21 protein-coding genes are annotated in these 24,940 nt (G+C 61.6%); 8 read left to right on the top strand and 13 right to left on the bottom strand.

Going from position 1 to position 24,940, the window contains the following annotated elements; all coding sequences use genetic code 11:
• The first annotated feature begins 47 nt into the window (after positions 1-47).
• Complete coding sequence (locus tag ACZ5J0_RS18240) at positions 48-3,908, top strand: DUF7507 domain-containing protein (protein ID WP_464094749.1); 3,861 nt, start codon at positions 48-50, stop codon at positions 3,906-3,908.
• Between the two features lie 79 nt (positions 3,909-3,987).
• On the opposite strand, the gene cycA is transcribed toward ACZ5J0_RS18240, so the two are convergent.
• The 5 genes from cycA to ACZ5J0_RS18215 form a co-directional block, all read right to left on the bottom strand.
• Positions 3,988-5,448: a D-serine/D-alanine/glycine transporter gene (cycA, locus tag ACZ5J0_RS18235; protein WP_187697086.1), complete on the bottom strand. Its 1,461-nt coding sequence runs from the start codon at positions 5,446-5,448 to the stop codon at positions 3,988-3,990.
• A 165-nt stretch (positions 5,449-5,613) separates the two neighbouring features.
• Positions 5,614-6,375, bottom strand: coding sequence for an ABC transporter permease (locus ACZ5J0_RS18230; RefSeq protein ID WP_464093738.1), 762 nt, complete (start codon positions 6,373-6,375; stop codon positions 5,614-5,616).
• Entirely contained in the window at positions 6,372-7,166 is a 795-nt protein-coding gene (locus tag ACZ5J0_RS18225) for an ABC transporter ATP-binding protein (protein WP_464093737.1), read from the bottom strand. The genes ACZ5J0_RS18230 and ACZ5J0_RS18225 overlap by 4 nt, the downstream gene beginning before the upstream one ends.
• Entirely contained in the window at positions 7,163-7,528 is a 366-nt protein-coding gene (locus tag ACZ5J0_RS18220) for a DUF1048 domain-containing protein (RefSeq protein ID WP_464093736.1), read from the bottom strand. The genes ACZ5J0_RS18225 and ACZ5J0_RS18220 overlap by 4 nt, the downstream gene beginning before the upstream one ends.
• Before the next feature lies 1 nt (position 7,529).
• Complete coding sequence (locus ACZ5J0_RS18215; RefSeq protein WP_011776451.1) at positions 7,530-7,859, bottom strand: PadR family transcriptional regulator; 330 nt, start codon at positions 7,857-7,859, stop codon at positions 7,530-7,532.
• 113 nt (positions 7,860-7,972) lie between these two features.
• On the opposite strand from ACZ5J0_RS18215, the gene ACZ5J0_RS18210 reads away from it, so the two are divergent.
• From ACZ5J0_RS18210 to ACZ5J0_RS18200, 3 genes are read left to right on the top strand one after another with little or no spacing between them, the layout of a single operon-like run.
• Positions 7,973-8,479: an N-acetyltransferase family protein gene (locus tag ACZ5J0_RS18210; RefSeq protein WP_464093735.1), complete on the top strand. Its 507-nt coding sequence runs from the start codon at positions 7,973-7,975 to the stop codon at positions 8,477-8,479.
• Between the two features lie 59 nt (positions 8,480-8,538).
• Positions 8,539-8,979 (top strand): MarR family winged helix-turn-helix transcriptional regulator, encoded by a 441-nt coding sequence (locus ACZ5J0_RS18205; protein WP_464093734.1) that lies wholly within the window; start codon positions 8,539-8,541, stop codon positions 8,977-8,979.
• A 29-nt stretch (positions 8,980-9,008) separates the two neighbouring features.
• Positions 9,009-10,247, top strand: a complete 1,239-nt coding sequence (locus ACZ5J0_RS18200) for an MFS transporter (protein ID WP_142937596.1) — start codon at positions 9,009-9,011, stop codon at positions 10,245-10,247.
• Between the two features lie 59 nt (positions 10,248-10,306).
• Here ACZ5J0_RS18200 and ACZ5J0_RS18195 read toward each other — a convergent pair whose 3' ends face one another.
• The 3 genes from ACZ5J0_RS18195 to rraA all read right to left on the bottom strand — a co-directional run bounded on the left by ACZ5J0_RS18195 (position 10,307) and on the right by rraA (position 14,360).
• Complete coding sequence (locus ACZ5J0_RS18195; protein ID WP_142937597.1) at positions 10,307-11,776, bottom strand: sugar porter family MFS transporter; 1,470 nt, start codon at positions 11,774-11,776, stop codon at positions 10,307-10,309.
• A 325-nt stretch (positions 11,777-12,101) separates the two neighbouring features.
• Positions 12,102-13,754, bottom strand: coding sequence for an MDR family MFS transporter (locus tag ACZ5J0_RS18190; RefSeq protein WP_142937598.1), 1,653 nt, complete (start codon positions 13,752-13,754; stop codon positions 12,102-12,104).
• 132 nt (positions 13,755-13,886) lie between these two features.
• On the bottom strand, positions 13,887-14,360 hold the full coding sequence (gene rraA, locus ACZ5J0_RS18185; RefSeq protein ID WP_011776445.1) for a ribonuclease E activity regulator RraA: 474 nt from the start codon (positions 14,358-14,360) through the stop codon (positions 13,887-13,889).
• Between the two features lie 157 nt (positions 14,361-14,517).
• On the opposite strand from rraA, the gene ACZ5J0_RS18180 reads away from it, so the two are divergent.
• Positions 14,518-15,822 carry an MFS transporter gene (locus ACZ5J0_RS18180; RefSeq protein WP_142937599.1) on the top strand — a complete coding sequence of 435 codons (1,305 nt, stop codon included), beginning with the start codon at positions 14,518-14,520 and terminating at the stop codon, positions 15,820-15,822.
• A 2-nt stretch (positions 15,823-15,824) separates the two neighbouring features.
• On the opposite strand, the gene ACZ5J0_RS18175 is transcribed toward ACZ5J0_RS18180, so the two are convergent.
• The 3 genes from ACZ5J0_RS18175 to ACZ5J0_RS18165 all read right to left on the bottom strand — a co-directional run bounded on the left by ACZ5J0_RS18175 (position 15,825) and on the right by ACZ5J0_RS18165 (position 19,371).
• Positions 15,825-16,670 (bottom strand): FG-GAP repeat domain-containing protein, encoded by an 846-nt coding sequence (locus tag ACZ5J0_RS18175; RefSeq protein WP_464093733.1) that lies wholly within the window; start codon positions 16,668-16,670, stop codon positions 15,825-15,827.
• Positions 16,671-17,046: 376 nt separating this feature from the next.
• The gene (locus ACZ5J0_RS18170) at positions 17,047-18,192 is read right to left on the bottom strand and encodes an FG-GAP-like repeat-containing protein (protein WP_464097207.1); all 1,146 of its coding nucleotides are present in this window, start codon (positions 18,190-18,192) and stop codon (positions 17,047-17,049) included.
• 51 nt (positions 18,193-18,243) lie between these two features.
• Entirely contained in the window at positions 18,244-19,371 is a 1,128-nt protein-coding gene (locus tag ACZ5J0_RS18165) for an FG-GAP repeat domain-containing protein (RefSeq protein ID WP_464093732.1), read from the bottom strand.
• A 204-nt stretch (positions 19,372-19,575) separates the two neighbouring features.
• Between ACZ5J0_RS18165 and ACZ5J0_RS18160 the strand changes: the two genes are divergently transcribed.
• The 3 genes from ACZ5J0_RS18160 to ACZ5J0_RS18150 all read left to right on the top strand — a co-directional run bounded on the left by ACZ5J0_RS18160 (position 19,576) and on the right by ACZ5J0_RS18150 (position 22,284).
• Positions 19,576-20,184, top strand: coding sequence for a TetR/AcrR family transcriptional regulator (locus tag ACZ5J0_RS18160; protein ID WP_043806405.1), 609 nt, complete (start codon positions 19,576-19,578; stop codon positions 20,182-20,184).
• A gap of 279 nt (positions 20,185-20,463) precedes the next feature.
• Positions 20,464-21,654, top strand: a complete 1,191-nt coding sequence (locus tag ACZ5J0_RS18155) for an NAD(P)-dependent malic enzyme (RefSeq protein ID WP_166842475.1) — start codon at positions 20,464-20,466, stop codon at positions 21,652-21,654.
• A gap of 120 nt (positions 21,655-21,774) precedes the next feature.
• Positions 21,775-22,284, top strand: a complete 510-nt coding sequence (locus ACZ5J0_RS18150) for a DUF456 domain-containing protein (RefSeq protein WP_142937605.1) — start codon at positions 21,775-21,777, stop codon at positions 22,282-22,284.
• A 62-nt stretch (positions 22,285-22,346) separates the two neighbouring features.
• On the opposite strand, the gene ACZ5J0_RS18145 is transcribed toward ACZ5J0_RS18150, so the two are convergent.
• Both ACZ5J0_RS18145 and ACZ5J0_RS18140 read right to left on the bottom strand, forming a co-directional pair.
• A complete protein-coding gene (locus ACZ5J0_RS18145; RefSeq protein WP_464093731.1) occupies positions 22,347-23,294 on the bottom strand; it encodes a polysaccharide deacetylase family protein in 948 nt (315 codons plus the stop codon).
• The gene (locus tag ACZ5J0_RS18140) at positions 23,291-24,850 is read right to left on the bottom strand and encodes a purine-cytosine permease family protein (RefSeq protein WP_464093730.1); all 1,560 of its coding nucleotides are present in this window, start codon (positions 24,848-24,850) and stop codon (positions 23,291-23,293) included. The genes ACZ5J0_RS18145 and ACZ5J0_RS18140 overlap by 4 nt, the downstream gene beginning before the upstream one ends.
• Positions 24,851-24,940 lie beyond the last annotated feature (90 nt).

Raw genomic sequence — 24,940 nt, 5'->3', positions numbered from 1 at the left:
ACTCCACAGTCAAGCCTCGGATACCCCCGTCACGGAGACGCTCTGTGATGCGGATTCCGGCGGCAGCACTGGCCGCAGTGGTCAGTGCGGGTTCGCTGATGCTGGGCGTTTCCCCGGCCATGGCAGCGGCAGGGGATTTCACCATCTCACTGACCGCCCCGGAAACGGTCCCGCTGAGCCAGAATTACAACTACACTGCAACCGTTGATTTCGAGGGCGTCGACGCCTCCCATCCGGCAACCGGTGTAACCATGACCACAACACTCCCGGAGGGCACCACCTTCGCGGGGCTCCCTACCGGTAGCTCTTCACCAGTTTTGAGCCACAGCTACGATCCCGCTACCCGAGTACTGAGCATGATCCTCGACGAAACCACTGAGGATCTTGTCAGCATTGTGTACACGGTGTCTCAGGTGGACAACGGGCGCAAGTACGAGGGCTTTCCGCTGAGCACGGAAATGACCGGTACCGGAGGACCAGGCGGGGAAGTATCATCCGGTCCGGTGACGTCACTGGTCACTGGTCCCCATGATTACCGTGCGCAGAAGACGGCCACCACCATCACCGGCTCCACCCATCGCGAGGTGACCTACCGGTTTAATGTGTGCTCGGAGGAAAGCTACTTGAGTTTCTCCGCCTACGCGCAGAAACTCACTGACGTCTTGCCTGCCGGTGCCGTGTTCGCCTCGGCCTCTACCGGCCTGGGCACATGGGACACGAGTGCATGGCCCACAGCTACGTGGACCAGCACCGAACAATACGACCACACCGGATACTGCCTGGACCGAAGCAACACGGGCATTTGGCTGACCGTCCGGTACCCGGAGGATGTAGCTGGTTGGGAAGACGGCCAGCGGCCTCCGGTCAACACCGCCACGTTGGAGACAACAGACGCCAACGGTGTGGTCAGGGCAGGCGTACCCGCTACTGCACAGGGCCCTGCATTCAGTCCGGCAGGTGGCGTGACAACGGCCATCGAGAAATCTTCAGGAGGCCAGACCTCCGCCGGCATGATCGCCAGAAGCACCTACGTTAATGCCTCCTACCTCGGGCCCCGGGACAGCCCCAAGGCCGAGGACCTCGTAGTCACCGATAGCGGTACCGCCGGCGGCCCGTCGGAGGAGTGGTTTCACCACAACGATGTCACCGCTATCAACGTGGCCTTCAGCCCCGTTTTGGCTACCGATGATCTTCCTTACCGCGTTGAGTACCAGACTGATTATTCTGACGCTTGGCAGACCTTTACACCTGCCCAGCCTTCCACCAGTACCAATCTGGCGCTGACCGTGCAGAACACTGGTTCCAGCAGCTGGGAGACGTTCAATGGGAACAATACGCTCGATCTGCCGCCGGGCTCCGTCCTGACAGGGTGGCGCATCTCCGTTGCACCTGGCGCCGAGACGGTGTCCGTTGGCTCGGAAATGCGAATCACAGTTGCAAGCGTGCCAATCTTCCGGGACATCACCGATGGTGTGGTCGCCGTGAATAGTCCTGCCGGCATTCCGCCAGGACCCGTGAACAACACGGCCACCCTCAAGGCCGGGGACCTGACGGGCGAGGCTTCTGACGTCTTTACTCCGGTGGATTCTGTCTACCTGACCACCAACGTCTCAGCTCCCTCGGTCCTGAGCGTGGGCGACACCGGCACTATCAGGGCCGGTATCGTCAACCAAAACCCGTCGGAAACCTACAAGGACGCCTCGATGTCCGTGGTGCTTCCCTGCGGCGTCCAGTACGATCCCACCAAGGCCATCACACCCATCACCGACCTCTCGGTGGGAGTGGAGCCCATCCCTGCTATCGGCAACGGTGTGAAGGTGGATTCCACCTCGCGGGTGGTTGATGCAGAAGGATGCGAACTGCAGGTCATTACCTTCGCCTTCGATCACATCACTCCCATGCGGGATCCGAAGGAAGCTTCTGACCGCAAGGTTGAGAACACGGGGTGGCAGTACGACATTCCCGTCACGGTCCTCGCCAAGGCCTACCAGCCCACCACCTCCTCGGTTCAGGTCGAATCGTATGCCTCCACAGCAGACCCACGGTTCATCGGAGTTGCTGACGGCGGCACAGCCGAACAGACGGTACCGATGATTGGCTACGCCCCCTTCTTCAGCGAAGACATCTACAATTTCGATGCCGCACGGGCAAGTGTCGCCAAAGATATTGGTCGTGTATCGATCAATATTGCCGGTGGTTTGCTGCTGGATAAGTTGTCCGGAACCTCGGCAACGGGTCCGTGGTCCTTGGCCACCACCGTAGGCGAGGACGCGTTCTGGCAGGTCTACGTCAGCAACGTCCTGCCAAACCCGGTGACTGGCGCCACCTTCTTCGACCGTTTGCCGGCGGTGGCAACGGGCGACGATTTCGATGTGGTCCTTTCGGGCGCCGTAACGGGCGCACCGGCGGGGGCAAGGATCGAATATTCCACAGATGCAACGGATGCCACCTCGGGCAACTGGTCCACTGATCCCCTCAACGCCACTGCCTTCCGGATGTTCGTTGACGTCCTGGCATCCGGGGATGACTTCACCTTGGTGGTTCCCACCAAGGTGGCAGGAGATCCCGGCTTCGGGGCGAAAGCAAGCAACGTACTCCTCGCAACAGGAACGTATAACGGGGAAGCGGTCCAGTTCGCTACTAACGAGGCAGCTGTGAATGTGGCCGGAACTCCTGGGCTCGGAATCGTGAAGAAAACCAACGGGACCGTCTACTCTTCAGCTCCCGGTGCAATAGTGGCTAACGGTTCAGATGTGTCATGGACCTACGAGGTCACCAACACGGGCAATACGCCGCTTTCAAACGTAGCCGTCTCGGATGCCTTCTCCGCAGGGGATGGCAGCACGGGTACGTTGATACCCACCTCGAGCGATACAGGCGCACTGGCCCCCGGAGACACCCGTGTCTTCACCGCTCAGGATGCCGCCGTGGCAGGTCAGTACCACAACACAGCCACTGCCACTGCCACGGCAACGGACGCAGCAGGGACCCCTTTGGCGCAGCAGCCCGCTCCAGTCACCGCTGAATCCTGGTACCTCAGCGGCAACACCGGTTTGTCTGTTGTGAAGACCACCAATGGCGAGGATGTTAAAGCTGCTCCGGGGCCGCAGGTGGTTCCCGGCAGCGAGGTGAAGTGGACGTACACCGTGAAGAACACCGGCGACTTTGTCCTGAAGGATGTCCTGGTTGTTGATAAGGACAGCGCTGGCAGGGAGGTGTTCTCCGGGACAGTTCCCCTGTTGGCGCCGGGTGCTTCTGTGGTGTTGTCGGCTCAGGGCGAGGCTATTGAGGGCCAGTACAAGAACACTGTGACGGCATCGGCGGAGAACCCCCTTGGCGGTTCTGACCTGAGTGCTGCTGATGACTCGTACTACTTCGGTGCTCTCCCCGGCTTGACGGTGGACAAGCTCGTCTCAACTACCCAAGAAGGGCCTTGGAGCGAGGCTGTCACCATCAACCCGGCTGAGACGGTCTTCTGGCAGCTCAGCGTGACCAACACCGGCAACACGGTACTCACGGATGTCCGATTCGACGACCCCGCGCTCGGGGCCATCGAGCCAGTTGCCACTCTCGCACCCGGGCAAACGGTCAGCCGGGTCATTGCCCAGAGCAATGTCACAGAGTCCTACGTCAACGTCGTGGTTGCTTCTGCAACGGTGCCCGGCGGAGGAGAGGCCACGGGGAGTGACTCAAGCGAGGTCACAGTGAAGCCGGTGGTGGATGTTCCTCCCGCCGCGTCAGCCACTGTGCCTCCCGCCGCAGCGTCCACCCCGCCGCCCGCCGCGACGACGGGCGACCTTCCTGACACCGGCGCAACCGGTGTCATGATCGGACTCTGGGGCGCTGCAGGGCTTCTGGTTGCTGGAGGCCTGGCACTGGTTGGCAGCCGTCGGCGAAGGAGCGCCTAACGCAGGGCATAAGGTGAAATAGAACAGCGACGTCGGCACTCAAGTCAGGGTGCCGACGTCGCTGTTTCTGTCCTAAGAGTTAGCGCGTTGCCGCGGTTTCGGTTTCCACCATCGCCTTCCACTCAGCCACGCGGGCCTGGTGCAGGGGTGATTTCCGAACAACCGCGTAGGCCACACCAAGGATGGCGAACCAGATGGGCGTCACCAGCAGGGCGGTGAGCGTGTCCGGCTGAGTGGTCAGCGCCCAGACGAGGAACGCGAAGAAGGCGAACACCACCCACACCATGGGGATTCCGCCGGGCATCTTGAACGATGAGGCCGCGTGCTGTTCGGGGCGGCGTTTACGGTACACGAGGTAACTGGCCAGGATGATCGACCAAACGAACATGAAGCAGACTGCGGACACGGTGGTCACCATGTCGAACGCCACGCCAACGTCCTTGCCCGCGTACAGGAGCGCGACGCCGGCCAGCAGCAGGACGCAGGACAGGAACAGTGCGTTCTGGGGTACTTTGCGGCTGGAAAGGCGGCCGAAGAGCTTGGGTGCGTCGCCATCGTTGGCCAGGCCGTAGACCATACGGGATGTTGAGTAGATTCCCGAGTTGGCGGAGGACATGGCCGAGGTGAGGACCACGAGGTTGACCACGGTAGCTGCCATTCCCAGGCCTGCCAGGGAGAACATGGCAATGAACGGGCTCTGGCCGGCTTTGAACTCGGTCCACGGGGTGACGGACATGAGGATGATCAGGGCACCTACGTAGAAGAGCATGACGCGCAGGGGGATCGCGTTGATGGCGCGGGGGAGGTTGTGCTCAGGGTTCTTGGTTTCGGCGGCGGCCGTACCCACCAGCTCGATGCCCACGAACGCGAACACGGCGATTTGGAAGCCAGCCACGAAGCCCATGAATTCCTTGGGGAAGAACCCGCCGTGGCTCCAGAGATTGGTGAAGCTCGCGGTTCCTGCGTTGGATTGGAAACCGGTGAAGATCATCACCAGGCCCACAACGATCAGTGCCACGATGGCGATGATCTTGATGAGCGCGAACCAGAACTCGGTCTCGCCGAAGGCCTTCACGGTGGGCAGGTTCAGGAGAAGCAGAATGATGATGGTGGCCAGGCCCGGGATCCAGAGTTGGATTCCCGGCCAAAGCTCGTCGGCGTATCCCGCAATAGCGATGACGTCTGCCACACCGGTGACTACCCAGCAGAACCAGTAGGTCCAGCCTGTGAAGAAGCCGGCCCACGGTCCAAGAAGGTCGCCCGCGAAGTCGCTGAAGGATTTGTAGTTCAGGTTGGACAGCAGCAGCTGGCCCATGGCGCGCATGACGAAGAAGAGCATGAAGCCGATGATCATGTACACGAAGATCACGGAGGGGCCGGCGACGGAGATGGTCTTACCGGAGCCCATGAAGAGGCCGGTCCCAATGGCGCCGCCGATGGCCAGGAGCTGGATGTGGCGGTTGCTCAGGGAGCGCGACAGGTGTGGCTCGCTGTCCCTGCTGGAGGCGTGAAGCTTCCCTTGTGTTGTCTGGTCGGACATTAGTTCAAGAACCCTTCGAAGGACCCGCCACAATGGTGACGGCCGTTACAAATCTGTTCGATAAAGCTATAGCTAATGTCTGACCAATGGCGAATCGGTCTGCATGGCGAAAGCTCCTCCCATGACATGGAGGAGCTCTGGCCGTTATAGGAACGTGGTGGGAACCTAGGCGATCTGGCGCTTGTAGGCGGCTGTGGCAAAGGCGTAGGAGACCACGAGGATCCCCAGACACCAGGCCAGCGCTACCCATATGTCCCCACCTACCGGACGCTGCGCGAACAGATCCTGGATGGTATTCACAATGGACGTCACTGGCTGGTTTTCGGCGAACCAGCGGACCGGGCCCGGCATGGTCTCCGTAGGGACGAAGGCGGAGCTGATGAACGGTAGGAAGATCAGCGGGTAGGAGAACCCGCCCGCGCCGTCAACGGACTTCGCCGAGAGGCCCGCGATGATTGCGATCCAGGTCAGCGCCAACGTGAAGAGCGCCAGGATACCCGCCACGGCCAACCAATCCAGGATGTTGGCGGAGCTGCGGAATCCCATGAGAAGTGCCACCAGCACGATGATCACCAGCGACAGTCCGTTGGCCGCCAAGGATGTCAGGACGTGCGCCCAGAGAACCGATGAGCGTGCGATCGGCATGGACTGGAACCGCTCAAAGATCCCGCTCTGCATGTCCGTGAACAGGCGGACTGCCGTGTAGGCGATGCCGGAGGCGATCGCGATCAACATGATGCCTGGGAGCAGGTAGTTCACGTAGTTCTCAGTGTCGGTCCTGATGGCTCCGCCGAAAACGTAGACGAAAAGCAGCATGAGGGCGATCGGTGTGATTGCTGTGGTGATGATGGTATCCACGCTGCGGAAAATGTGCCGCATGGAACGGCCCAGCAGAACAGAAGTGTCTGCGAAGAAGTGGGTGTTCATGACCTGTCCTTTACTGACTCGTTGCCACTGGCCCCAGCGTTGCCGCTACCCACCAGAGCCAGGAAGATGTCCTCCAGGCTCGGTTGCTTTTCTACGTATTCGATCTTGGCCGGCGGCAGCAATTGCTTGAGCTCGGCGAGGGTGCCGTTGGCGATGATGCGTCCCTCATGCAGGATGGCAATCCGGTCTGCCAGTTGTTCAGCCTCATCGAGGTACTGCGTGGTGAGCAGGACTGTGGTGCCTTGGTTGGCGAGGTTCTTGACGATGTCCCACACCTCAAGGCGGGCTTCAGGGTCCAGGCCGGTGGTGGGCTCGTCCAGGAAAATCGGCGTGGGGTTGCCGATCAGGCTCATCGCTATGTCCAATCGACGACGCATGCCGCCGGAATAGGTAGCTACTTTGCGGGACCCGGCTTCCGTGAGGCTGAACTGCGCCAGCAACTCGTCCGCGATCTGTCCCGGGTTCTTCAGGTGGCGCAGCTTAGCCACCAGGACCAGGTTCTCCTTCCCGGACAGGACCTCGTCCACCGCCGCAAACTGCCCGGTCAGGCTGATGGACTGCCTTACCTGTTGTGATTCGGTGGCTACATCAAAACCTTCGACGGCGGCAGAGCCGGCATCCGCTTTGAGCAGGGTGGACAGGATCTTCACCATGGTGGTCTTGCCCGCTCCGTTGGATCCCAGCAGTGCAAAGATGCTGCCGGGGGCCACCTCAAATTCCACACCCCTGAGTACGTGGAGGTCCTTGTATGACTTCTCGATGCCCTCTACGCGGATTGCTGCAGTGGTCATGATTCCGCCTCCCTGGCTTCATCAATCGCCTTGTTCAGGCGCTCGCGTTCTTTGTCGATCCATCGTTTTCCGCCGTAGGCCTGGGCGAAGCTCTCTGCGAACTCGATGGGGTCATCACCCACGATGTCGCTGACGGGGGTGCCGTCCACTGCGGCTCGTTCCCATAGGTCGGCCAGGTCCGTGAACATCTGCACCATGGTGTCGCCTTGCGTGACACCGCCGTAGTACATCAGATAGCGGTTGAAGGCGGTGGCCACAGCGAGGTAGGGCTCGGGCAAGGCGTCCAGCCGTGCCTTGGCTTGCTTGTACTGCTTTTTCTGTTCGAGCGATCCGGTGACCAGCTCGATCCATTTTGCTGCCATGCTATTTTCCTTCCTTGCGGAGCTGTTCCAGCCGTTCGGACAAGAAGCTCCAGGTGTTCCAGAATTCGTTCAGTTCTTTTTTGCCCTGGGTGTTGAGCGTGTACACCTTGCGGGGCGGCCCTTTTTCGGACGGCCTCTTCTCCACGTCCACCAGGCCCTTTTGTTCGATCCGGACCAGCAGTGCGTACACGGTGCCCTCAGCGATCTCGGTGAAGCCTTGCTCTCGGAGCAGCGTGGTGATTTCGTATCCATACGCCGCCTTCCCGGTCAGGAGGGCCAGGACGATTCCCTCCAATGTGCCTTTGAGCATCTCTGTCATTTGCTTGCCCATCGGACACCTCCTTCACTACTCAGTATTACTAGCTACCACTACATAGTAGAACTAAGTACCGGTACTTAGCAACACTGAGTTCCGAAGAATATCTACCGGAGTGGCATGCTGGGTTGGTGACTACTCAATCCGGTTCCGTGCCCGCCCTGCTGACTGCCGCCGTCGAGTATGGGACCTTCACCCTTCGGCGCGCCCGCAGGGGTGACCTCCCGCGCATCCTCGCGCTGCTCGCGGATGACCAGTTGGGTGCCACGCGCGAAAATGCGGACGATTTAGCGCCCTACGAGCGGGCTTTTGACGCGATCGACGCCGACCCGGCGCACCTTTTGGTGGTGGGCGAACTCGACGGTGATGTTGTTGCAACGTTCCAGCTCAGCTATATCCCCGGCTTGTCGCGCCGGGGATCCTGGCGCGCGCAAATCGAGGCGGTCCGGGTCTCCAGCGCGCTGCGGGGTCAGGGGGTTGGCGCGTTGATGATTCAGTGGGCTGTTGATCAGGCCCGGGAGCGCGGCTGCTCTCTGGTGCAGCTCACCACGGATAAGTCCCGCGTGGGGGCCCATCGCTTCTATGAGCGCTTGGGGTTTGTTGCGAGCCATGAGGGTATGAAGCTCACACTCTAAGAGCCTCACCTGCCCTATTCTTTGACATTTAGGTACCCTAACTATTAGGGTACCTAAATATGAACACCTTTGATCCCCGGCTATTGGATCTCGCCCAGGACTTCCGTGAGTCACTTCGGCTCGGCGTGTACATGTTCCGCCGCCTCGATCCCGAAGGCGAGCTAACCGCCGCGCAGCTCAGCCTGCTGTCCATGATTTCCGACGGCGGCCTCCGAGTGGGCGACATCGCCAAGAACCTGGGGATCAAAGTCCCGAGCGCCACGGAGCAGATCATCAAGCTCGAGCGCGCCTCACTGGTTACACGCCAGCCTGACCCGGACGATTCCCGGGCCGTCCAGGTGGTCATCACCGAAGCCGGGACCGCCGCCGTCGAGTCCGCCAATCAGCGGCGCAATGCCATGGTGGCCGAACTACTGCAAGGTCTCAGTAACCAGGAGATCGAGCAGCTCGCCTCAGCGTTGCCCGTGATCGCCAAGCTCAACAGCTCGTTCCAGAACTAACCAGATAAGCACCGACAAGGAGCCATTGAATGTCACGCCAGTTGGCTGACGCTTCAGCAAGCGCCGAAACAACCATCGAAACCACCCTTGAAGCCGAGAAAGCTTCATTTCTCAAACAGCCCAAAGCGGTGTGGGCCACGGCGCTCGCGGCCGTTTTCGCGTTCATGGGCATCGGGCTCGTGGACCCTATTCTCCCCGCGATTGCAAAGAATCTCGAGGCGTCCACCAGTGAAGTCTCGTTGCTGTTCACCAGCTATTTCCTGGTGACCGCAATCGCCATGTTGATCAGCGGATTCGTGTCCTCCAGGATCGGTGGAAAGAAGACGCTGCTCATCGGCTTGGCGATCATCGTGGTGTTCGCGTCGTTGTCCGGCCTCGCCGGCAGCGTTGAGCAGCTGGTGGGATTCCGGGCGGGGTGGGGCCTCGGTAATGCGTTGTTCGTGGCCACGGCACTAGCGGTGATCGTAGGTGTGGCCAGCGGAGGAACCGGCACTGCCATCATCCTTTACGAAGCAGCACTCGGTCTGGGTATCTCCCTTGGCCCGTTGCTGGGCGCCCTCCTGGGTGGCTGGCAGTGGCGAGCTCCGTTCTTCGGCACCGCAGTCCTCATGGCCGCGGCCTTCATTGCGTTGCTGGCGTTGCTTCCCAAAACACCCGCTCCCGCTAAAAAGTCCCGCCTGAGGGATCCGCTCCTTGCGCTCGGCCACAAGGGTCTCCGCACCACCGCAGCCAGCGCACTGTTCTACAACTACGGCTTCTTCACCATCCTTGCCTTCACGCCGTTCATCCTGGGTATGGACGCCTACGGAATCGGGGGAGTGTTCTTCGGCTGGGGCGTTGCTGTTGCGGTCTTCTCGGTGTTTGTCGCCCCTGTACTCCAGAAGCGCTTCGGCGCCGTCAAGGTCCTCACCGGTACGCTGGCCGTCCTCATGCTCGACCTGATCGGCCTGGGACTGGCAGCCGGGCACTCGGTGACTGCCGTCGTCGTGCTTGTCATCGTGGCCGGTGCCCTGCTGGGCATCAACAACACGGTCTATACGGAACTGGCCATGGGCGTTTCTGATTCCCCGCGTCCCGTTGCGTCCGCCGGTTACAACTTTGTGCGCTGGATGGGCGGCGCGCTGGCCCCGTTCGCGGCCGCCCAGCTGGGCGAGCACTTCGGCCCGCAAGTACCGTTCTTCGCCGGAGCGGTGGCCATGGCTATCGCCATCCTCGTTGCTTTCGGAGGACGCGGCTACCTGAAATCTCACGAGCCCCACTTGGTGTAGCGGTCCCGAAACCACAGAAAGCCCGGCGGTTTCCGCCGGGCTTTCTTGTGTCGTGTGCTCTATTTCGTGTCGTCCGAGGTGACCGGCAGGGGAGCCACCGGTGCGCCTTTGGGAACGAACAGCGTTTCAGCCTGTTCCAAGGACATGCCGTTGGTCTCCGGAACCTTGAACATCACAAAGAAGAACGACGCCGCCGCGAATGCCGCGTACATGGCGTAAGTCAGTGGCAGCGAACCTGCCGCCATGATGGGGAAGCTGAGCGTGATGGCAAAATTGGCGATCCACTGCGCCGCTGCGGCCAGACCGAGGGCCCGGGCGCGGATGCGGGACGGGAAGATCTCGCCCAGCAGCACCCAGACGAGCGGCCCCCACGAGGCACCGAAGCTGATCACAAAAATGTTCGCCGCTACCAGGGCTACCGGTCCCCACGCGCCCGGGAGGCTGATCTCGGAGCCCGTACCCACGGCGGACGAGAACGCCATTGCCATGACGCCGAGGGATACAGCCATGCCAACGGAACCGGTGAGCAGGATGGGGCGGCGGCCGATGCGATCCACCAATGCGATGGCAACCAAAGTCACCAGGATGTTGGTGACGGAGGTGGCCACGGAGATTGTCAGTGAGTCCTTCTCCTGGAACCCGACGGCCTTCCACAACGTGGTGGAGTAGTAGAAGATCACGTTGATGCCAACGAACTGCTGCAGGACGGAGAGGATGATGCCGATCCACACCACTGGCAGAAGGCCGAATCTGTTGCCGCGGAGGGACCCCTTCCTGGTGGAGAGCTTCTCCTCCTGAATGGACTCGCGGATCTCGCGGATGTGGCGCTCGATGTCGTCGCCCGGGATGATGTTGTTGAAGATACTGCGGGCCTGGTCTTCCTTGCCGTTCAGTACCAGGAAATGCGGGGACTCGGGCAGGCGGAATGCGATCCAGCCGTACACTGCGGCAGGCACGGCGCAAGCGATGAACATCCACCGCCAGGCTTCAATGCCAAACCACAGCGTGCCATCTGCGCCGCCGGCCGAGTTGGCCAGCACGGCATCGGAGAGAAGGGCCGCGAAAATGCCGGTGGTAATGGCGAGCTGCTGGAGGGAAGCCAAACGGCCACGTACGTGCCGGGGGGAAATTTCGGAGATATACGCAGGGGCAATAACGGAGGCAAGTCCAATGCCCAAACCGCCTACCAATCGCCAGAGGATGAGGTCCCACACACCAAAGGCAAGGCCCGTTCCCACCGCGCTCACCAGGAAGAGCAGCGCACCGATCTTCATGGCAGGTATACGGCCGTAGCGGTCGGCGATCTTGCCGGCAAAGTAGGCCCCGGCGGCACAGCCCAGCAGGGCAACGGCAACGGCGAAGCCTGTGACCGCTTCCGTCATGACGAACTCGTCCGCCATCGCATCCACGGCGCCATTGACCACGGAGGAATCGAAGCCGAAGAGGAAACCGCCCACCGCGCCGGCGACGGCCAGGCCGATCACCTTCCGTGAAACTGGGGGCGCGCCTTCGGTGCTGGAACTGGACATGGGTCTCCCTTAGGGAATGGGGGTTTGGAAGCGATGTGCGGGACGTCGTCGGCTGTCCGACGGGGACGCCGGTGCACTCGCGCTACACAGTGTGGCACGTCATATCGCTCCAGTTCCAGTCAAGTGACGGAGGCGACATGTATTCACGTAGTTAACGCATCATGTTGCTTCCGCACAGCTGGGAGTTGACTGGGTGGACGCTCCCTGGTTGCTGTGGCGGCAAAAGCGGGTTCATGGCTCAACTAGTTGAACACAAAGCACGGCAGGCCGTCCGAAGACTGCCTGCCGTGCTTGTGGTGCGTGACGTAGTACCTGACGCGCAAATCTAGTGCGCGGGAACGGACTCTTTGGCTGCCGCCTTGGGGTCCGTGAGCTTCTTGTTCGGCAACGCGAAGCTGATCAGGAAGGCAACGAGCATGAGCCCGGCAGCAGTAAGCATCACGATGTCGATCGCCTGGGCGAAGCCCTCGGTGATCGGCCTGGTGAGCGTGCTGTTTGCCGTGTGGAGCCAGCTGGTGTCGTTCAGGGACTCGTTGTTGGCGCCGTTCTTGAAGAAGTCGAAGAGCTTGGCGTTGGCGGGATCCGACGCCACGGCAGGGTCCTGCATGACCGCCTGATAGTCCGGGGTAGCGGCGGCAGTTTTCATGCCGTCGGCGATCTTGTCAGCCGCAGTGCTAAAGAGCATGGAGATGAAGACTGCCGTGCCCACTGCACCACCCATGGAACGGAAGAATGCGGCTGTTGAGGTGCCCACGCCCATATCCTTCGGCGGGACCGAAACCTGCATGGCAAGCGTGAGCGGCTGCATGCAGAAACCCAGTCCGACGCCGAAGAACACGGCGATCAGGCCGGGAACCCAGAGGCCGGTATCGACGCCGAGGACCAGGCCCATTACGGTGGCGGCAGCCGCAAGGATAGCCGTACCCATGATGGGGAAGACCCGGTAGACGCCTGATGAGGAGATGGTTCGGCCGGCGGAGATGGAGCCGAAGAGGATGCCCACAGTGAACGTGATCATCATCAGGCCGGCCTCGGTAGGAGTAAGCCCCTTCACGAGCTGCAGGTACATGGGCAGCATGGCGATGGCGCCGAACATACCAATGCCGATGATGAAGTTCAGCAGCGAGGACAATCCGAAAGTGGTGTTCTTGAAAAGACGCAGCGGGATCAAGGCGTAGTCTCCGGCGCGCTTCTCAGCCAGAAGGAAGGCGACGATGCCGATGACGCCAAGCCCATAGCAGAGCCAGGATGCGCCCGAGGCCCAACCCCAGGTGCGGCCCTGCTCTGCAACCAGCAGCAGCGGAACAATCGCAAGGGTGATCGCGGCTGCACCCCAGTAGTCGATCTTTTGCTTCACGTGCCGGGCCGGGAGGTGCAGGTACATGAAGACCACAACAAGGGCGGCGAGCCCAATGGGGAGGTTGATGAAGAAGACCCAGCGCCAGCCTTCAAAGCCCAGGATGTTGGCCGAGCCGGCGAACGCGCCGCCAATGACCGGACCGAGCACGGAAGAAATACCGAACACAGACATGAAGTAGCCCTGGTACTTTGCCCTGTCCTTCAGCGCCACAATGTCGCCGATGATGGTCAGCGCCAAGGCCAGCAAACCGCCGGCGCCCAGGCCTTGGATACCGCGCGCAATGGCAAGCTCGGTCATGGAATGGACGGATCCTGCGTAGAGGGAACCGATCAGGAAGATCACGATGGCCACGAGGTAGAGGGGGCGGCGGCCAAAGATGTCGCTGAGCTTGCCGTACAGCGGGGTGCTCACGGTGGAGGTGATGAGGTACGCCGTGGTGGCCCACGCCTGGAGGGACAGGCCATCGAGGTCGTTGGCGATGGTGTAAATGGAGGTGGACACGATGGTCTGATCCAGCGAGGACAGGAACATGCCGAGCATGAGCCCCACCATGACCGTGAGGGTCTGACGATGCGTCAGGACCTCTCCGGCGGCCCGTACAGGCGCAGTTTTGGACATTTCTTCTCCAGAGGTGGCAGAAAAGTGGATTAAGCAGGATAGTTGCTTTCAGTAACTATCTTACAGGCCGGTTGATTCCCGACGGGATAATATTTCTTCCACTTTCCCTCTAAGTCGGCAGCCCGGTGAGGGTCAGCGCTCGATCAGAATGCCGTCCGGATCGCAGAAGATCATCACGCCTGGCTGGATACGGACGCGATCGATGACCAGCTGGACATCCACTTCGCCCACACCTGTCTTGGCGCTCTTCTTCGGGTTACTGCCGAGTGCCTTGACGCCCAGGGGTAAGCGGGCGATCGCCTCGCGGTCTCGAATGGCACCGTTGATCACTACGCCAGCCCAGCCATTGGCCACAGCGCTTTCCGCAATCATGTCTCCCATGAGTGCTGTCCTCAGTGACCCTTGTCCATCGATGACCAGAACGGCGCCGTCGCCGGGTGTATTGAGGATGGTCTTGACCAGGGCGTTGTCCTCGAAGCAGCGGATGGTGCGGACAGGGCCGCTGAAATGCGTGCGCCCGCCCAGGTTGTGAAACTGGATGGCGATGGACTCGAGTTCCTCGCCGCGATCGTCGTAGAGATCGGCGGTATTTACTTGCTCACTCACAGTGCTGCTCCTCTATCGGTTTGAGGCCACACTAACCCCTGGTTCAGTGCTGCGGCAGGAGTTGTTTCGGCCTATGTGGATAAAAGACCCGACGGCGGTTCAGTGTGGCCGCGTCGCGCTAGGCTGAATCCAAACATTCAAAGAGGGGGAACCTGCTATGAGCTTGTCCGATCTGCCGGGACCGGTGCCGGACCCAGCCGTAGTCCGTGGAGGTACCGCTACGGCGCTGGCCGAGCCGGTCAGCCGTGTGCGACCCCTGTGGGTTACGGGCGTGGTGCTGGTTAACCTGGGCATCAATGCAGCGTTCTTTGGACCCCTCCAGGTTCTTCTTGCGCAACAAGCGGCGTACTTCGACGAGGATGAAAAGAAAGCCATTCTGGCCTTGGTAACGGGCTGCGGCGCGGCCGTTTCCATGGTGGCGAACCCGCTCTTCGGGGCCTTCAGCGACCGCACGACGTCCAGGTTTGGTCGCCGCGTTCCCTGGGTACTGATGGGCGCCATCCTTGGAGCTGCTGCGCTTATTGCTTTGGCCGGTGCTCCCAACGTTGCAGCCATGACTTTGCTGTGGTGCCTGGTGCAGGCCGGAGCCAACGCCATGTACGCGGCTATCTTCGCTGCTATCCCGGACAGAGTGCCCGTACCGCAGCGGGGAACCGTAGGCGGATTGGCAGCCATGGGTCAGACCGTGGGTATCCTCGTTGGCGCAGTAATCGCTGCTGTCGTAGCTGGGAACTTCGCCGCCGGATACTGGGTCTGCGCCGCGGCGCTGCTGGCCGGCGTCGTTCTGTATCTATTCAAGAGCGACGATCAGCCACTGTCGCCTAGCGAGCGTCCCCCGTTCAAAATGGCTGAATTCCTCAAAGGCTTTTGGGTTTCGCCCAAGCGCTACCCGGATTTCGCTTGGGCGTGGTTGACCAGGTTCTTGGTAAGCACGGGAAATCACATGGTTACTATCTACCTGCTCTATTTCCTGACGGATGCTGTCCGCTTGAAGGAGGTCAATGGCATTGACCCCGAGTTCGGGGTGCTGGTCGTTACCGGCCTTTATGCCGTCGCCGTCATCATTACCAGCGTCGTGGGTGGCCGGATGAGCGACAGGACGGGCAAGCGAAAGCCCTTGGTCATTGCCTCATCCGTCGTCATCGCCGTAGCCTCACTGATTCTCGCTTTTTCCCCGACATGGACAGGGGCGATTACGGGCGCAGTGGTTCTCGGGATCGGGTTCGGTGCCTACTTGGCCGTGGACTTCGCACTCATCACTCAGGTACTACCCAAAGCACTTGACCGGGGAAGGGACCTGGGGGTTATCAATATCGCAAACTCAATGCCGCAGGTGCTGGCTCCAGGTATCGCTTTTCTCTTCGTTGACTATTGGGGCGGCTACGTCTCGCTGTACGTAGCCGCCGCAGTCATTGGGCTCTTGGGCGCCGTGTTCGTGGTGAAGATCAAGAGCGTGGACTAGTCCTAAAAGACGTAGTTTATGACGTTCCAGCCACTTCCGACTACCGGCTGCCCCTTCCATTTGAAGCCGTAGATGCCCCAGCTGCTGAAGCCTGAAGGGTCGGCGAGGTACATCGTCAGCAGGCCGTTGGGGCTGATGCCATAGACGTCGTTGTAGCCATCTCCGTTGAAGTCACCGGCAATCCCGAAACGACTAAGCGCCTCCCAGCCCCTGCCAATGGTTCCGTCAAAGGCGTCGGGGCTACCGTAATCGAAGAAGAAGCCGTTGCGCTGCGATGAACGGGCCTGCAAGTCGCCAAAGCGGGTGCGCGCGAGGACCACGGCTTCGGATGTGCCATAGAAATGCCCGGCCCCTGCAGCATCTAGTCCCTGCCAGCTCGTAGTGACCTTGCTCGGCGTGAGCCAACCACCCTGCCCGTTGCCGGGGTAGAGGAAGACATTGCCTGAACCATCCTGGGCAAGGATGTCGTTGGTGCCATCACCGTTGAAGTCACCGGGTGCGATCAGATTGACGAACCCCTGCCATCCCTGACCAATCTGGAAGGCCTGTTTCCAAGCCCCTGCGCCGTTTCCTTGGTAAAGGAAGAGCCGTCCGTAGCCGTCGCGGCCCATGACGTCTACGGTTCCATCGCCGTCAAAGTCGCCCGGTGAAACCAAGAGGTTGTAAATGTGCCAGCCGTTGCCGATCACTTGCGGCGCTCGCCAATTGCCTCGTCCATCGGTGGGGTAGAGGAGCAAGCGGCCCGCGTTGTCCCGGGCGAACAGATCGAAGGTGCCGTCGCCGTCGAAACCCTTCGATCTAGGGGCTGCTTCTACGGGAAGCCCCTGGATGGATTCTTTGCTAGGCACCGCATCTTTTGTGAAGGAGGCCGTGGTGTCCACCGCTTCTTCAGCGGCGGAAGCAGGGACGGCCGAGACCAAGAGGCAAGTGGCTAAAGCCGGGGCCGTAATGAGTGCAAGCAGTCGGCGTGGACTGCGGCGGCGCGCAGGCGCGCGAAGGGCAGAGTTAAAGCCCAAGGATTCCCCCAAAATAAGGCGGCACAGAGTTGGCCGAAGAGATCAATTGGGATGACACTACCGCCTGCTGGCCAGCTGGCATATAGCGGTCCGAATATTGCGACGCCGTGGATGGATGGCGAACACACACCAATTCGATGGTTCCCTGCTCACGGTGCCGTTCGCAACAGCGTAAGCGCCAAGGAACCCTCGAAATGGTGGCTTGAGGCTAGAACAGGTCCGTGAAACCGCCCCAACCCCAGCCGACAACTTCAGCGCCGGCCCAGCCGGCCCTGCCGTTGCCGTAGTAGGCGCGCAGTTGGCCGGAGCCATCCACAGCAAAGACGTCGAGGCTGCCGTCGGCGTTGATGTCGCCGGCGCTGCCGATCTTGCTCATGCCGTTCCAGCCCTGGCCAACTACGGTCATGCCGTTCCAGCCGCCGGCACCGTTGCCGCTGTAGAGCCTCAGGTAACCGGCAGAATCGCGAGCCAGGACGTCAACGTTGGTGTCGCCGTCGAAGTCGCCGGGGGTGATGAGCGCGTTCAGGGAGTTCCAGCCTTGCCCCGCCACGGACCGGGGCAGCCATCCGCCGGCACCATCGCCGGGGTAAAGGTAGAGAACCCCGTTGGCGTCGCGGGCCAGGACATCGTTGGTGCCGTCGCTGTTGAAGTCTCCGGGAGAGACCAGCGAAGTGAAGATGTTCCACCCGGTCCCGACCCTCCGGGGGCCGCTCCAGCCGCCTGAGCCGTCACCGCTGTACAGGTAGAGGCCGCCTGCTGAGTCCCTGCCCAGGACGTCGTTGATGCCGTCGCCGTCGAAGTCACCGGGGGAGAGCACTGTGGGGAAAATATTCCAGCCTGCACCGACCGTCTTCGCCGGTTCCCAGGAGTTCTGGACCCGCGGGTACATCAGCAGCGCGCCATCGGATCGGCGGGCCAGGAGCTCGAACGCCCCGCGGCCAGTGAACCCGTTGGGCCGGTTGGACGCAGAAATCGGAGCGGTTTCCTCGCTGGCGACTTCCATGCCTTCACAGGGATAGTTGGCCACCAGGTGCGCGGCGATGGTTTTGCCGCGGTCTTCTTCAGTGAGGGCATAGTCGGGCCATGTGGGGTGGTCCGTTGCTACTTCACCATCGCGCGTCCAATAGATGCGTGTGTCCGGGCCGGCAGCAGCGCCGCAGCCCTTGTACGCGTAGGGGTCCCAGGTGACCGTGAGGGTGGAACCAACGTATGGCGCGCCCGTGATCACCGGCGGTTCGGGGTCCATGGTGGCCATGGCGGGGGCGGGGGCCAGAACAACTGCTGCAAAGATCGCAGCCCCTATTCCGGCTATAGCCCGGCGCACGCCGGACGTAGGGCGTGATGAAGCAAACATTGTGTCCTCCCCAGACTTTATGGGGTTAATGGTACCGCGACTGGGATCTTCCTAGAAGATTGCTGTGAACCACCCGAATCCGGCGCCCACCGCTTCGGAACCTTTCCACCCCGTCTTGCCGTCGCTGTAGTACGCAAGCAGCCGGCCCTGCTGGTCCACTCCGTAGACGTCGGGGAAGCCGTCACCGTTGAAGTCACCGGCACCGCCAACATATTTGAGGGCGTTCCATCCGACGCCGATCATCCAGGACCGCGACCAGCCTCCTGAGCCATTGCCGCCGTAGAAGAACAGATAGCCGCTGCGGTCACGTGCCAGGATGTCCACATTTCCGTCGCCATTGAAGTCGCCGGGCGTCACCAGTGCGTCCATGACGTTCCAGCCGGTCCCGACGGCGGTTCGCGCCAACCAGCCGCCGGCACCATTGCCCGGGTAGAGATAGAGGGCGCCGCCGGGTTCTCGCGCGAGGACATCGTTATGGCCGTCGCCGTTGAAGTCTCCCGGACCGACGATGGAGTCAAACACGTTCCATCCGTTACCGATGTGCCTGGCCGGCTTCCATCCGCCTGCGCCGTCCCCGCTGAAGAGGTAGAGCCCCCCGACGGAGTCGCGCACTATCACGTCGTTTTTGCCGTCACCGTCGAAGTCGCCTGGGGAAAACGCCGTGTTGAAGATATTGAAGCCGTAACCCACGGTTCGGGCTGGATCCCATGCGCTGCCATTTCGCCCGTAGAGCACCAGCGAGCCATCGCTGGCGCGGGTGAGGAGTTCAAAGCTGCGACCAGTGAAACCTGCAGCCCTGTTCGCGGCTCCCACGGGCTTGGTTTCGTTACTGTGCAGCGATTCTCCGCCGCAGGCCGTGGTGCTGGCTGTCACGTGCGCGGCCATGCGGGCGCCGGTGTCGTCCTGCTCCAGCGTGTAGCTGCGTGTTGTTTCCCCGGCCACCAGAAAGCCGTCCCGGGTCCAGTAGATCGTGAAATCGGGGCCTTTGCCGCCCCCGCATCCGTAGAACGTGTACGGGCCGATGTCCGCGGTCAGCTTCTTGCCGACGAATGCTTGACCGTTGACTATGGGGTCCGGCCCGTTGCTGGGCGCGGCCGACGCCGGCAGGGGGCTAAGTGCCATTGCCGCAACAGTGGCGGTCACCAGCGCTGCTGCCATCCGGCGTCGTAATTTCCCCATGTGTGTGTTCCTCCCGAGTGGCTTCAAAACCTGCATGAAGTGTATGTCTGCCGGGTGGATAGACGGGAAAGGCATGGCTCATGGAAGTAGATCGAGCTCTCAGGAAACGGTCATTTTGCTCCCGTATCATTGATGCGATCGGCCAGCCGTGGTCCTGGACCCAGCCGGCCGTTTCCTTGTCAGCCTGCCAAGAGATCGCCGGAAATGCCCGCAACAAACTCACTGGAACCCTACTCCCTTGACCTGACCACGGGGCTGCCCCGTATGGCTGCCGCGCCCACCACACCGCGGCAGCAGTTGCGCTATGCCCGCATTCTCAAGACGGCCGAAGGCTTCGCCCAACGGCAGTTCGATACGTTGAGCCTTTCTGACGTGGCGGCCCGGGCTGACATTCCGCTCGGTACGCTCTACCGTTACTTCCCCTCCACAGCCCACCTGATGCTGGCCGTCTATCGGCAACAGTTGAGGGAACTCCGCGACGGCGTCCGGCTGCGGGAAGGTAAAGGCCATGCCCTCGCGGGTTTGATGATGGAGATCTTTCACTTGCGGGTTATGCAACCGGGTATTGAGCACTGCCTCATCCGTCCTGCGGGCAAGGATGACGACACGGCGCAGCTGCTGCGCGAGATCGATGCCCTGTCCGAAGAAGTGGTCGGTTCGTTGAGCAAGGACCAGGGGAAGGACACGGTGAAGGCCCGCATCCTGCTGCACCTGGTGAGTGGCTTGGTGCAGGCGGTCCGCTGCCGGAGGTTGTCCCTGTTTGAGGCGGAGAAGGACCTGAAGAAAGCGTGCACGCTGCTCTCTGGTGAATGAGAAATGGACCGCTGGTCTAGACCGATGCGGCCCCGGAACACGCTTTTTGGCGTGAGGTAGCTCACAATTTGGCGTGGTTGAACGTTTTACTCTTGAATCGTCTCTGTTGGTATTGAATCTTGTACCCTCAACGTGTCCCTAGGCTGGAATCACCGAAGCGGCTAGCAGCCCCCTATCTGCAGAAGCAATGCCGGACCAGTCACCCTTGGCCCGCACCAGCAGTTCTGTTCCTGCCCGAATCATGCCGTGGGTCCACGGCTAGCCTGAGGAGACAAAGACGTGTCCATTGAGACAATTGCAACTGATAACGACGCCCTGGTACTGAGTGAAGAAGAGATCTTCACCGCCCACGAAGGCGGCAAGCTGACCATTTCCAGCACCGTCCCGCTCAACAACAAGCGCGACCTCTCCATCGCATACACCCCTGGCGTTGCCCAGGTCAGCCGCGCAATCCACGCCAACCCTGAACTTGCCCGCACCCACACCTGGGCCGAACGCCTGGTTGTTGTGGTCAGCGATGGCACCGCCGTTCTGGGTCTGGGCAACATTGGCCCCAGCGCTTCCTTGCCGGTCATGGAGGGCAAGTCGGCCCTCTTCAAGTCCTTCGGCGACCTCGACTCCATCCCGCTGGTCCTCAACACCACCAATGTGGACGAGATCATCGAAACCCTGGTCCGCCTCCGCCCGAGCTTCGGCGCAGTAAACCTCGAGGACATCTCGGCTCCGCGCTGCTTCGAACTCGAAGAGCGCCTCATCGAAGCCCTGGACTGCCCGGTCATGCACGACGACCAGCACGGTACCGCCGTGGTGGTTCTTGCCGCCCTGACCAACGCCGCCAAGGTGACCCAGCGCGAGCTCGCCGGGCTCAAGGTAGTCGTCTCCGGTGCCGGTGCCGCTGGCATCGCCATTGCTGAGATCCTTCTGGCTGTTGGCATCAAGGACGTCATCCTGCTCGACTCCAAGGGCGTGGTCAACGCGGACCGCGCAGATCTCGTAGCCGATCCCGGCAGCGTCAAAGCCCGCATGGCCCAGCGCACCAACCCCCGCGGCATCAGCGGCGGTCCGGGCGAAGGACTGACCGGCGCCGACGTCTTTGTGGGTGTCTCCTCTTCCAAGCTGGATGAAGAACACCTGAAGCTCATGAACGATCAGTCGATCGTGTTCGCCCTGTCCAACCCGGACCCTGAAGTTCTGCCCGAGGTTGCCCAGAAGTACGCAGCAGTTGTAGCCACCGGCCGCAGCGATTTCCCGAACCAGATCAACAACGTTCTGGCCTTCCCGGGCATCTTCCGCGGAGCGCTCGATGCCAAAGCCCGCCGCATCACGCCCGCCATGAAGATCGCTGCGGCCAACGCCATTGCTGAGCTCGCCGCAGAGGACCTCTCCGCGGACTACATCGTGCCGAGCCCGCTGGACGCCCGCGTGGCACCGGCGGTCACCGCGGCAGTTGCCGCAGCCGTCACCGAGTAGCGGTTACCAACGCAAGACCGACGACGGCGACGCCTCCCGTGCTGGGGAGCGTCGCCGTCGTTTGTGCTTAAGCGGCCGGCCGCGACGCCGGCTAACTCAGTGGCCCATAGACTTGGGGCCATGAACGCCGAACTCATCGTGACCATCCTGTGTGGCCTGGCCATTGCGGTAGGCGTGGCCGGGACCATCATTCCTGTACTGCCCGGCAGTATCCTCATCGGCGCGAGCCTCTTGGCCTGGGCTATCTGGGGAGGTGCCGGTGGCATGGGCTGGGTGATCTTTGCTGTGGGCATGGTGTTTGTGGTCTCTGGAATGGCGGCCAGCGCCGTGTTGACGGGGCGCAAAATGAAGCAGCACGGGATCCCCAACAGATCGGTGCTGATTGGTGTGGTCCTAGGCGTGGTGGGCATGTTCGTTATCCCCGTGGTGGGTCTATTTGTGGGGTTCGCGCTGGGGCTCCTCCTCAGCGAAGTACAGCGCACGCGGAACTTCCAGGCTGCGCTGCGGTCCAGCGGGGCTGCGCTGAAGGCGACCGGCATAGGGATGCTGGTGGAGTTTGCCTTGGCCTGCGCCGCCGCGAGCACCTGGATCATCGGTGTATGGACAGAAGCGGTGTACGGGGGCCCTTAAACACCGTCGCCGGGATGGCGTGCGATACAGAGTTGTCATCACATGCCATCCCGGCGGAAGAATTACCGGAGGGTGGGAATCTTGACCTGCGCCGGGCGGAAGCTTGCTCCAGCACCGGGGAACAACGGGACGTCGATCCGTGCGTGGGTGTGGATTTCCTGCACGGTGTCCTTGGTGTGCTGTGCGATCTCCGCCAGGGTGGTGACCCACATGCCGTCCAGGTCCTTGACCCGCTCCATCAATTGCTCCAAGGCGACGGCACGGGACGGCCTGCCGGAGATGAACGGGTGGTTGGTCAGGACGAAGCAGCTTCCCTGTGAATGATGTGCCTGGGCCTCGAGCGTCCACATTTCCAAAGCCTTGGCCGGGCTCTCGATCACCCCGCTGCCCGTGACTCCGGGGTAGAACCCGTACTGCTCCCAGTCATCAAGCGCCCAGTCCACTGGGATCTCCACAATGTCCCGGGAGTCGCCCTCGGCGACGGCCATGCGGTAGGGGGCATCGCCGTCGAGCAGGCTTGAATCGTAAAGGAAGCCGCGGTCTGCCAGCAGTGCTGGGGACTGCCAGTTCAGCTCCCACCACGGTGCCCGGTAACCAACCGGCCGGATTCCTGCCACGTTGGCCAGTGCTTCGAGGCCGCGGTCCAAATAACTCGCTTCAGCCGCGGCGTCGATCCCCTGCATGGGCTCGTGAAGGTATCCGTGGTGCGCGATCTCATGCCCGCCATCGGCGATCCTGCGTACTACGTCCGGGTAGCTCTCCGCCGTGAAGCCGGGAATGAAGAACGTTGCCTTGATGTCCTGTCGGTCCAAGAGTTGAAGTAAGCGCGGCACGGCGATTTTGGGGCCGTATGACTGGTGGCTCATGAGGGACATCCGGCGGGTGCTGGAAGGATCATGGGCGATGGTGCAGGACTCGGCGTCGACGTCGAAAGTGAAGGACGCTGCGGCCCGGTAGCCCTCGGGCCATGTGATCGGGTGGAGCGAATCAGCGAAAGCGGGCTGGATCATGCTGTAGTCCTTTCGGGAACTGCGGGAGTGACTGGCTGTGTCACTGACACGTGGTTTGAGTCCGCCAGAAGGTACTTCTTGTGGGCCCGTGGCCCGAGGAGTGCGTAGCTCACCGCGCTGGTCAGTCCTCCCGCCAGCCAGGAGAGGTCCCAGCCGCCCAGGGCTACGGCGATGGGACCCTGCATGGCGGGTACCAGGCCGTACATGAACAACCAGGTGGAGAAGATGCCCACCAGCAGCGAGACGATTCCGGCCCAGTTGATGACGGGCAAACGGTGTGTTCCTACGGGATCGAAGAGGCGGTCAACCTTGGCCGGCCAACGCTTCTCAAGCCAGAAGTAGTGCACCAGCATGACCCCGCCCCAAGCGGCCACCCAGGCGACCAGGCCGATCAGCCAGGCATCGAGAACCGCTGCGAAGTCCTCCTGGAAGATGAAGAACACCACGGCGATGAGTGAGAAGACGCCGACGAACAGGTTCAGCTTGCGGCGGCTGATCTTGATGTCCAGGGCCTGCGTGGCCACGGAGAAGGTGTAGATGTTCAGGATGTTGGTGGCGATGGGACCATGCAGGACCATGAGGAGGACCGGGAGGGCCAGGACGCCGAAGTTCTGGACAATGAGTTTTCCGGGGTCGATTTCGCCGCTGTTGGTGGCCAGGCTTGCTCCGAGGACGCCGAGCCACACCACAGGGATGAACTGGCCGAGGACAGAGGCAAGATACACCTTGCGTTTGGGGACCGAGGTGCTGACGAAACGGGAATAGTCCGCAGCGTAGGTGAACCAGGTGATGCCCCAGCCGATGCCGATCGCCGTCATCACAGCGCTCATGGCGGCGATGCGCTCGGAACCTTCAAGGATGTTGCCGGCCGGGCCTGCATAGCCCCAGTCGATCTTCATGCCGAACCACGCCACGCATGACATGACGGCCAGGATGATGATGGTGGGCGGAACCGTCCACTTTTCGAAGGCTGCAATAGCCTTGTAGCCGAACCAGGCGATGGCTACCTGGGCCGCCATGATGGCCGTGGCGACGCCGATCTTCCAGGCGTAGTTCTTGGCCTCCGGGTCAACCCAGCCAAGGGTGCCGAAGAGCGCCATGACCAGATCCAGGATGATCCAGGTGTTGACGGCGCACCAGCCGATCACCAGCAGGGCTTGGATGGCGGCGGGGAGGTAGTTGCCCCTCCGGCCGAACGCTGCGCGGGCCAACACCATTCCGGTGGCGCCGGTCTTCTGGCCAAGGAGGACAAAGCAGCCGAACAGCAGCATGCCGATCAGGTTTCCCAGGACCAGGACGATCACGGTGTCAGCGAAGCCAAGGCCAAGGTGGATGCCGAGGGCGCCGAGCACCCAGTTGATAGGTGCGAGGTTGGCGCCTGCCCAGATCCAGAACTGTCCGGAAACTTTGCGGGTGCGGTCTGATTCGGGGATGGGTTGAAGCCAGGCTTCGCTGTCGTGGCCCGGCGCCGTTGCCGGTCCTGACAGCGTTGAGCCCGGCTGGGAAGAGACTGTTTGCGCTGAACTCGAACGCGAAGAAGAGAGGTTGTCTTGCATGGGGAGAGCCTCCGTGTATGAAAGGGACCCTTTCAGCGTATGTGCCCCGGATCACAGCAACAAGATACGATGTGTCTAAGCAAATAGCTC

The organism is Arthrobacter sp. DualSoilB13, assembly GCF_055389195.1.
The sequence above is the reverse complement of the archived record's forward strand: the minus strand, read 5'-3'. Positions and strand labels throughout refer to the sequence as shown.

What these genes read in the sequence shown, in the direction of transcription:
- ACZ5J0_RS18240 (WP_464094749.1), top strand. Translation starts at nt 48, where the DNA reads ATGCGGATTCCGGCGGCAGCACTGGCCGCAGTGGTCAGTGCGGGTTCG.
- ACZ5J0_RS18160 (WP_043806405.1), top strand. Translation starts at nt 19,576, where the DNA reads ATGCCCGCAACAAACTCACTGGAACCCTACTCCCTTGACCTGACCACG.
- ACZ5J0_RS18190 (WP_142937598.1), bottom strand. Translation starts at nt 13,754, where the DNA reads ATGTCCAAAACTGCGCCTGTACGGGCCGCCGGAGAGGTCCTGACGCAT.
- ACZ5J0_RS18225 (WP_464093737.1), bottom strand. Translation starts at nt 7,166, where the DNA reads ATGACCACTGCAGCAATCCGCGTAGAGGGCATCGAGAAGTCATACAAG.
- ACZ5J0_RS18140 (WP_464093730.1), bottom strand. Translation starts at nt 24,850, where the DNA reads ATGCAAGACAACCTCTCTTCTTCGCGTTCGAGTTCAGCGCAAACAGTC.
- ACZ5J0_RS18145 (WP_464093731.1), bottom strand. Translation starts at nt 23,294, where the DNA reads ATGATCCAGCCCGCTTTCGCTGATTCGCTCCACCCGATCACATGGCCC.
- ACZ5J0_RS18170 (WP_464097207.1), bottom strand. Translation starts at nt 18,192, where the DNA reads ATGTTTGCTTCATCACGCCCTACGTCCGGCGTGCGCCGGGCTATAGCC.
- ACZ5J0_RS18205 (WP_464093734.1), top strand. Translation starts at nt 8,539, where the DNA reads ATGAACACCTTTGATCCCCGGCTATTGGATCTCGCCCAGGACTTCCGT.
- ACZ5J0_RS18200 (WP_142937596.1), top strand. Translation starts at nt 9,009, where the DNA reads ATGTCACGCCAGTTGGCTGACGCTTCAGCAAGCGCCGAAACAACCATC.
- ACZ5J0_RS18150 (WP_142937605.1), top strand. Translation starts at nt 21,775, where the DNA reads ATGAACGCCGAACTCATCGTGACCATCCTGTGTGGCCTGGCCATTGCG.
- cycA (WP_187697086.1), bottom strand. Translation starts at nt 5,448, where the DNA reads ATGTCCGACCAGACAACACAAGGGAAGCTTCACGCCTCCAGCAGGGAC.
- ACZ5J0_RS18220 (WP_464093736.1), bottom strand. Translation starts at nt 7,528, where the DNA reads ATGGCAGCAAAATGGATCGAGCTGGTCACCGGATCGCTCGAACAGAAA.
- ACZ5J0_RS18165 (WP_464093732.1), bottom strand. Translation starts at nt 19,371, where the DNA reads ATGGGGAAATTACGACGCCGGATGGCAGCAGCGCTGGTGACCGCCACT.
- ACZ5J0_RS18215 (WP_011776451.1), bottom strand. Translation starts at nt 7,859, where the DNA reads ATGGGCAAGCAAATGACAGAGATGCTCAAAGGCACATTGGAGGGAATC.
- ACZ5J0_RS18230 (WP_464093738.1), bottom strand. Translation starts at nt 6,375, where the DNA reads ATGAACACCCACTTCTTCGCAGACACTTCTGTTCTGCTGGGCCGTTCC.
- ACZ5J0_RS18180 (WP_142937599.1), top strand. Translation starts at nt 14,518, where the DNA reads ATGAGCTTGTCCGATCTGCCGGGACCGGTGCCGGACCCAGCCGTAGTC.
- ACZ5J0_RS18195 (WP_142937597.1), bottom strand. Translation starts at nt 11,776, where the DNA reads ATGTCCAGTTCCAGCACCGAAGGCGCGCCCCCAGTTTCACGGAAGGTG.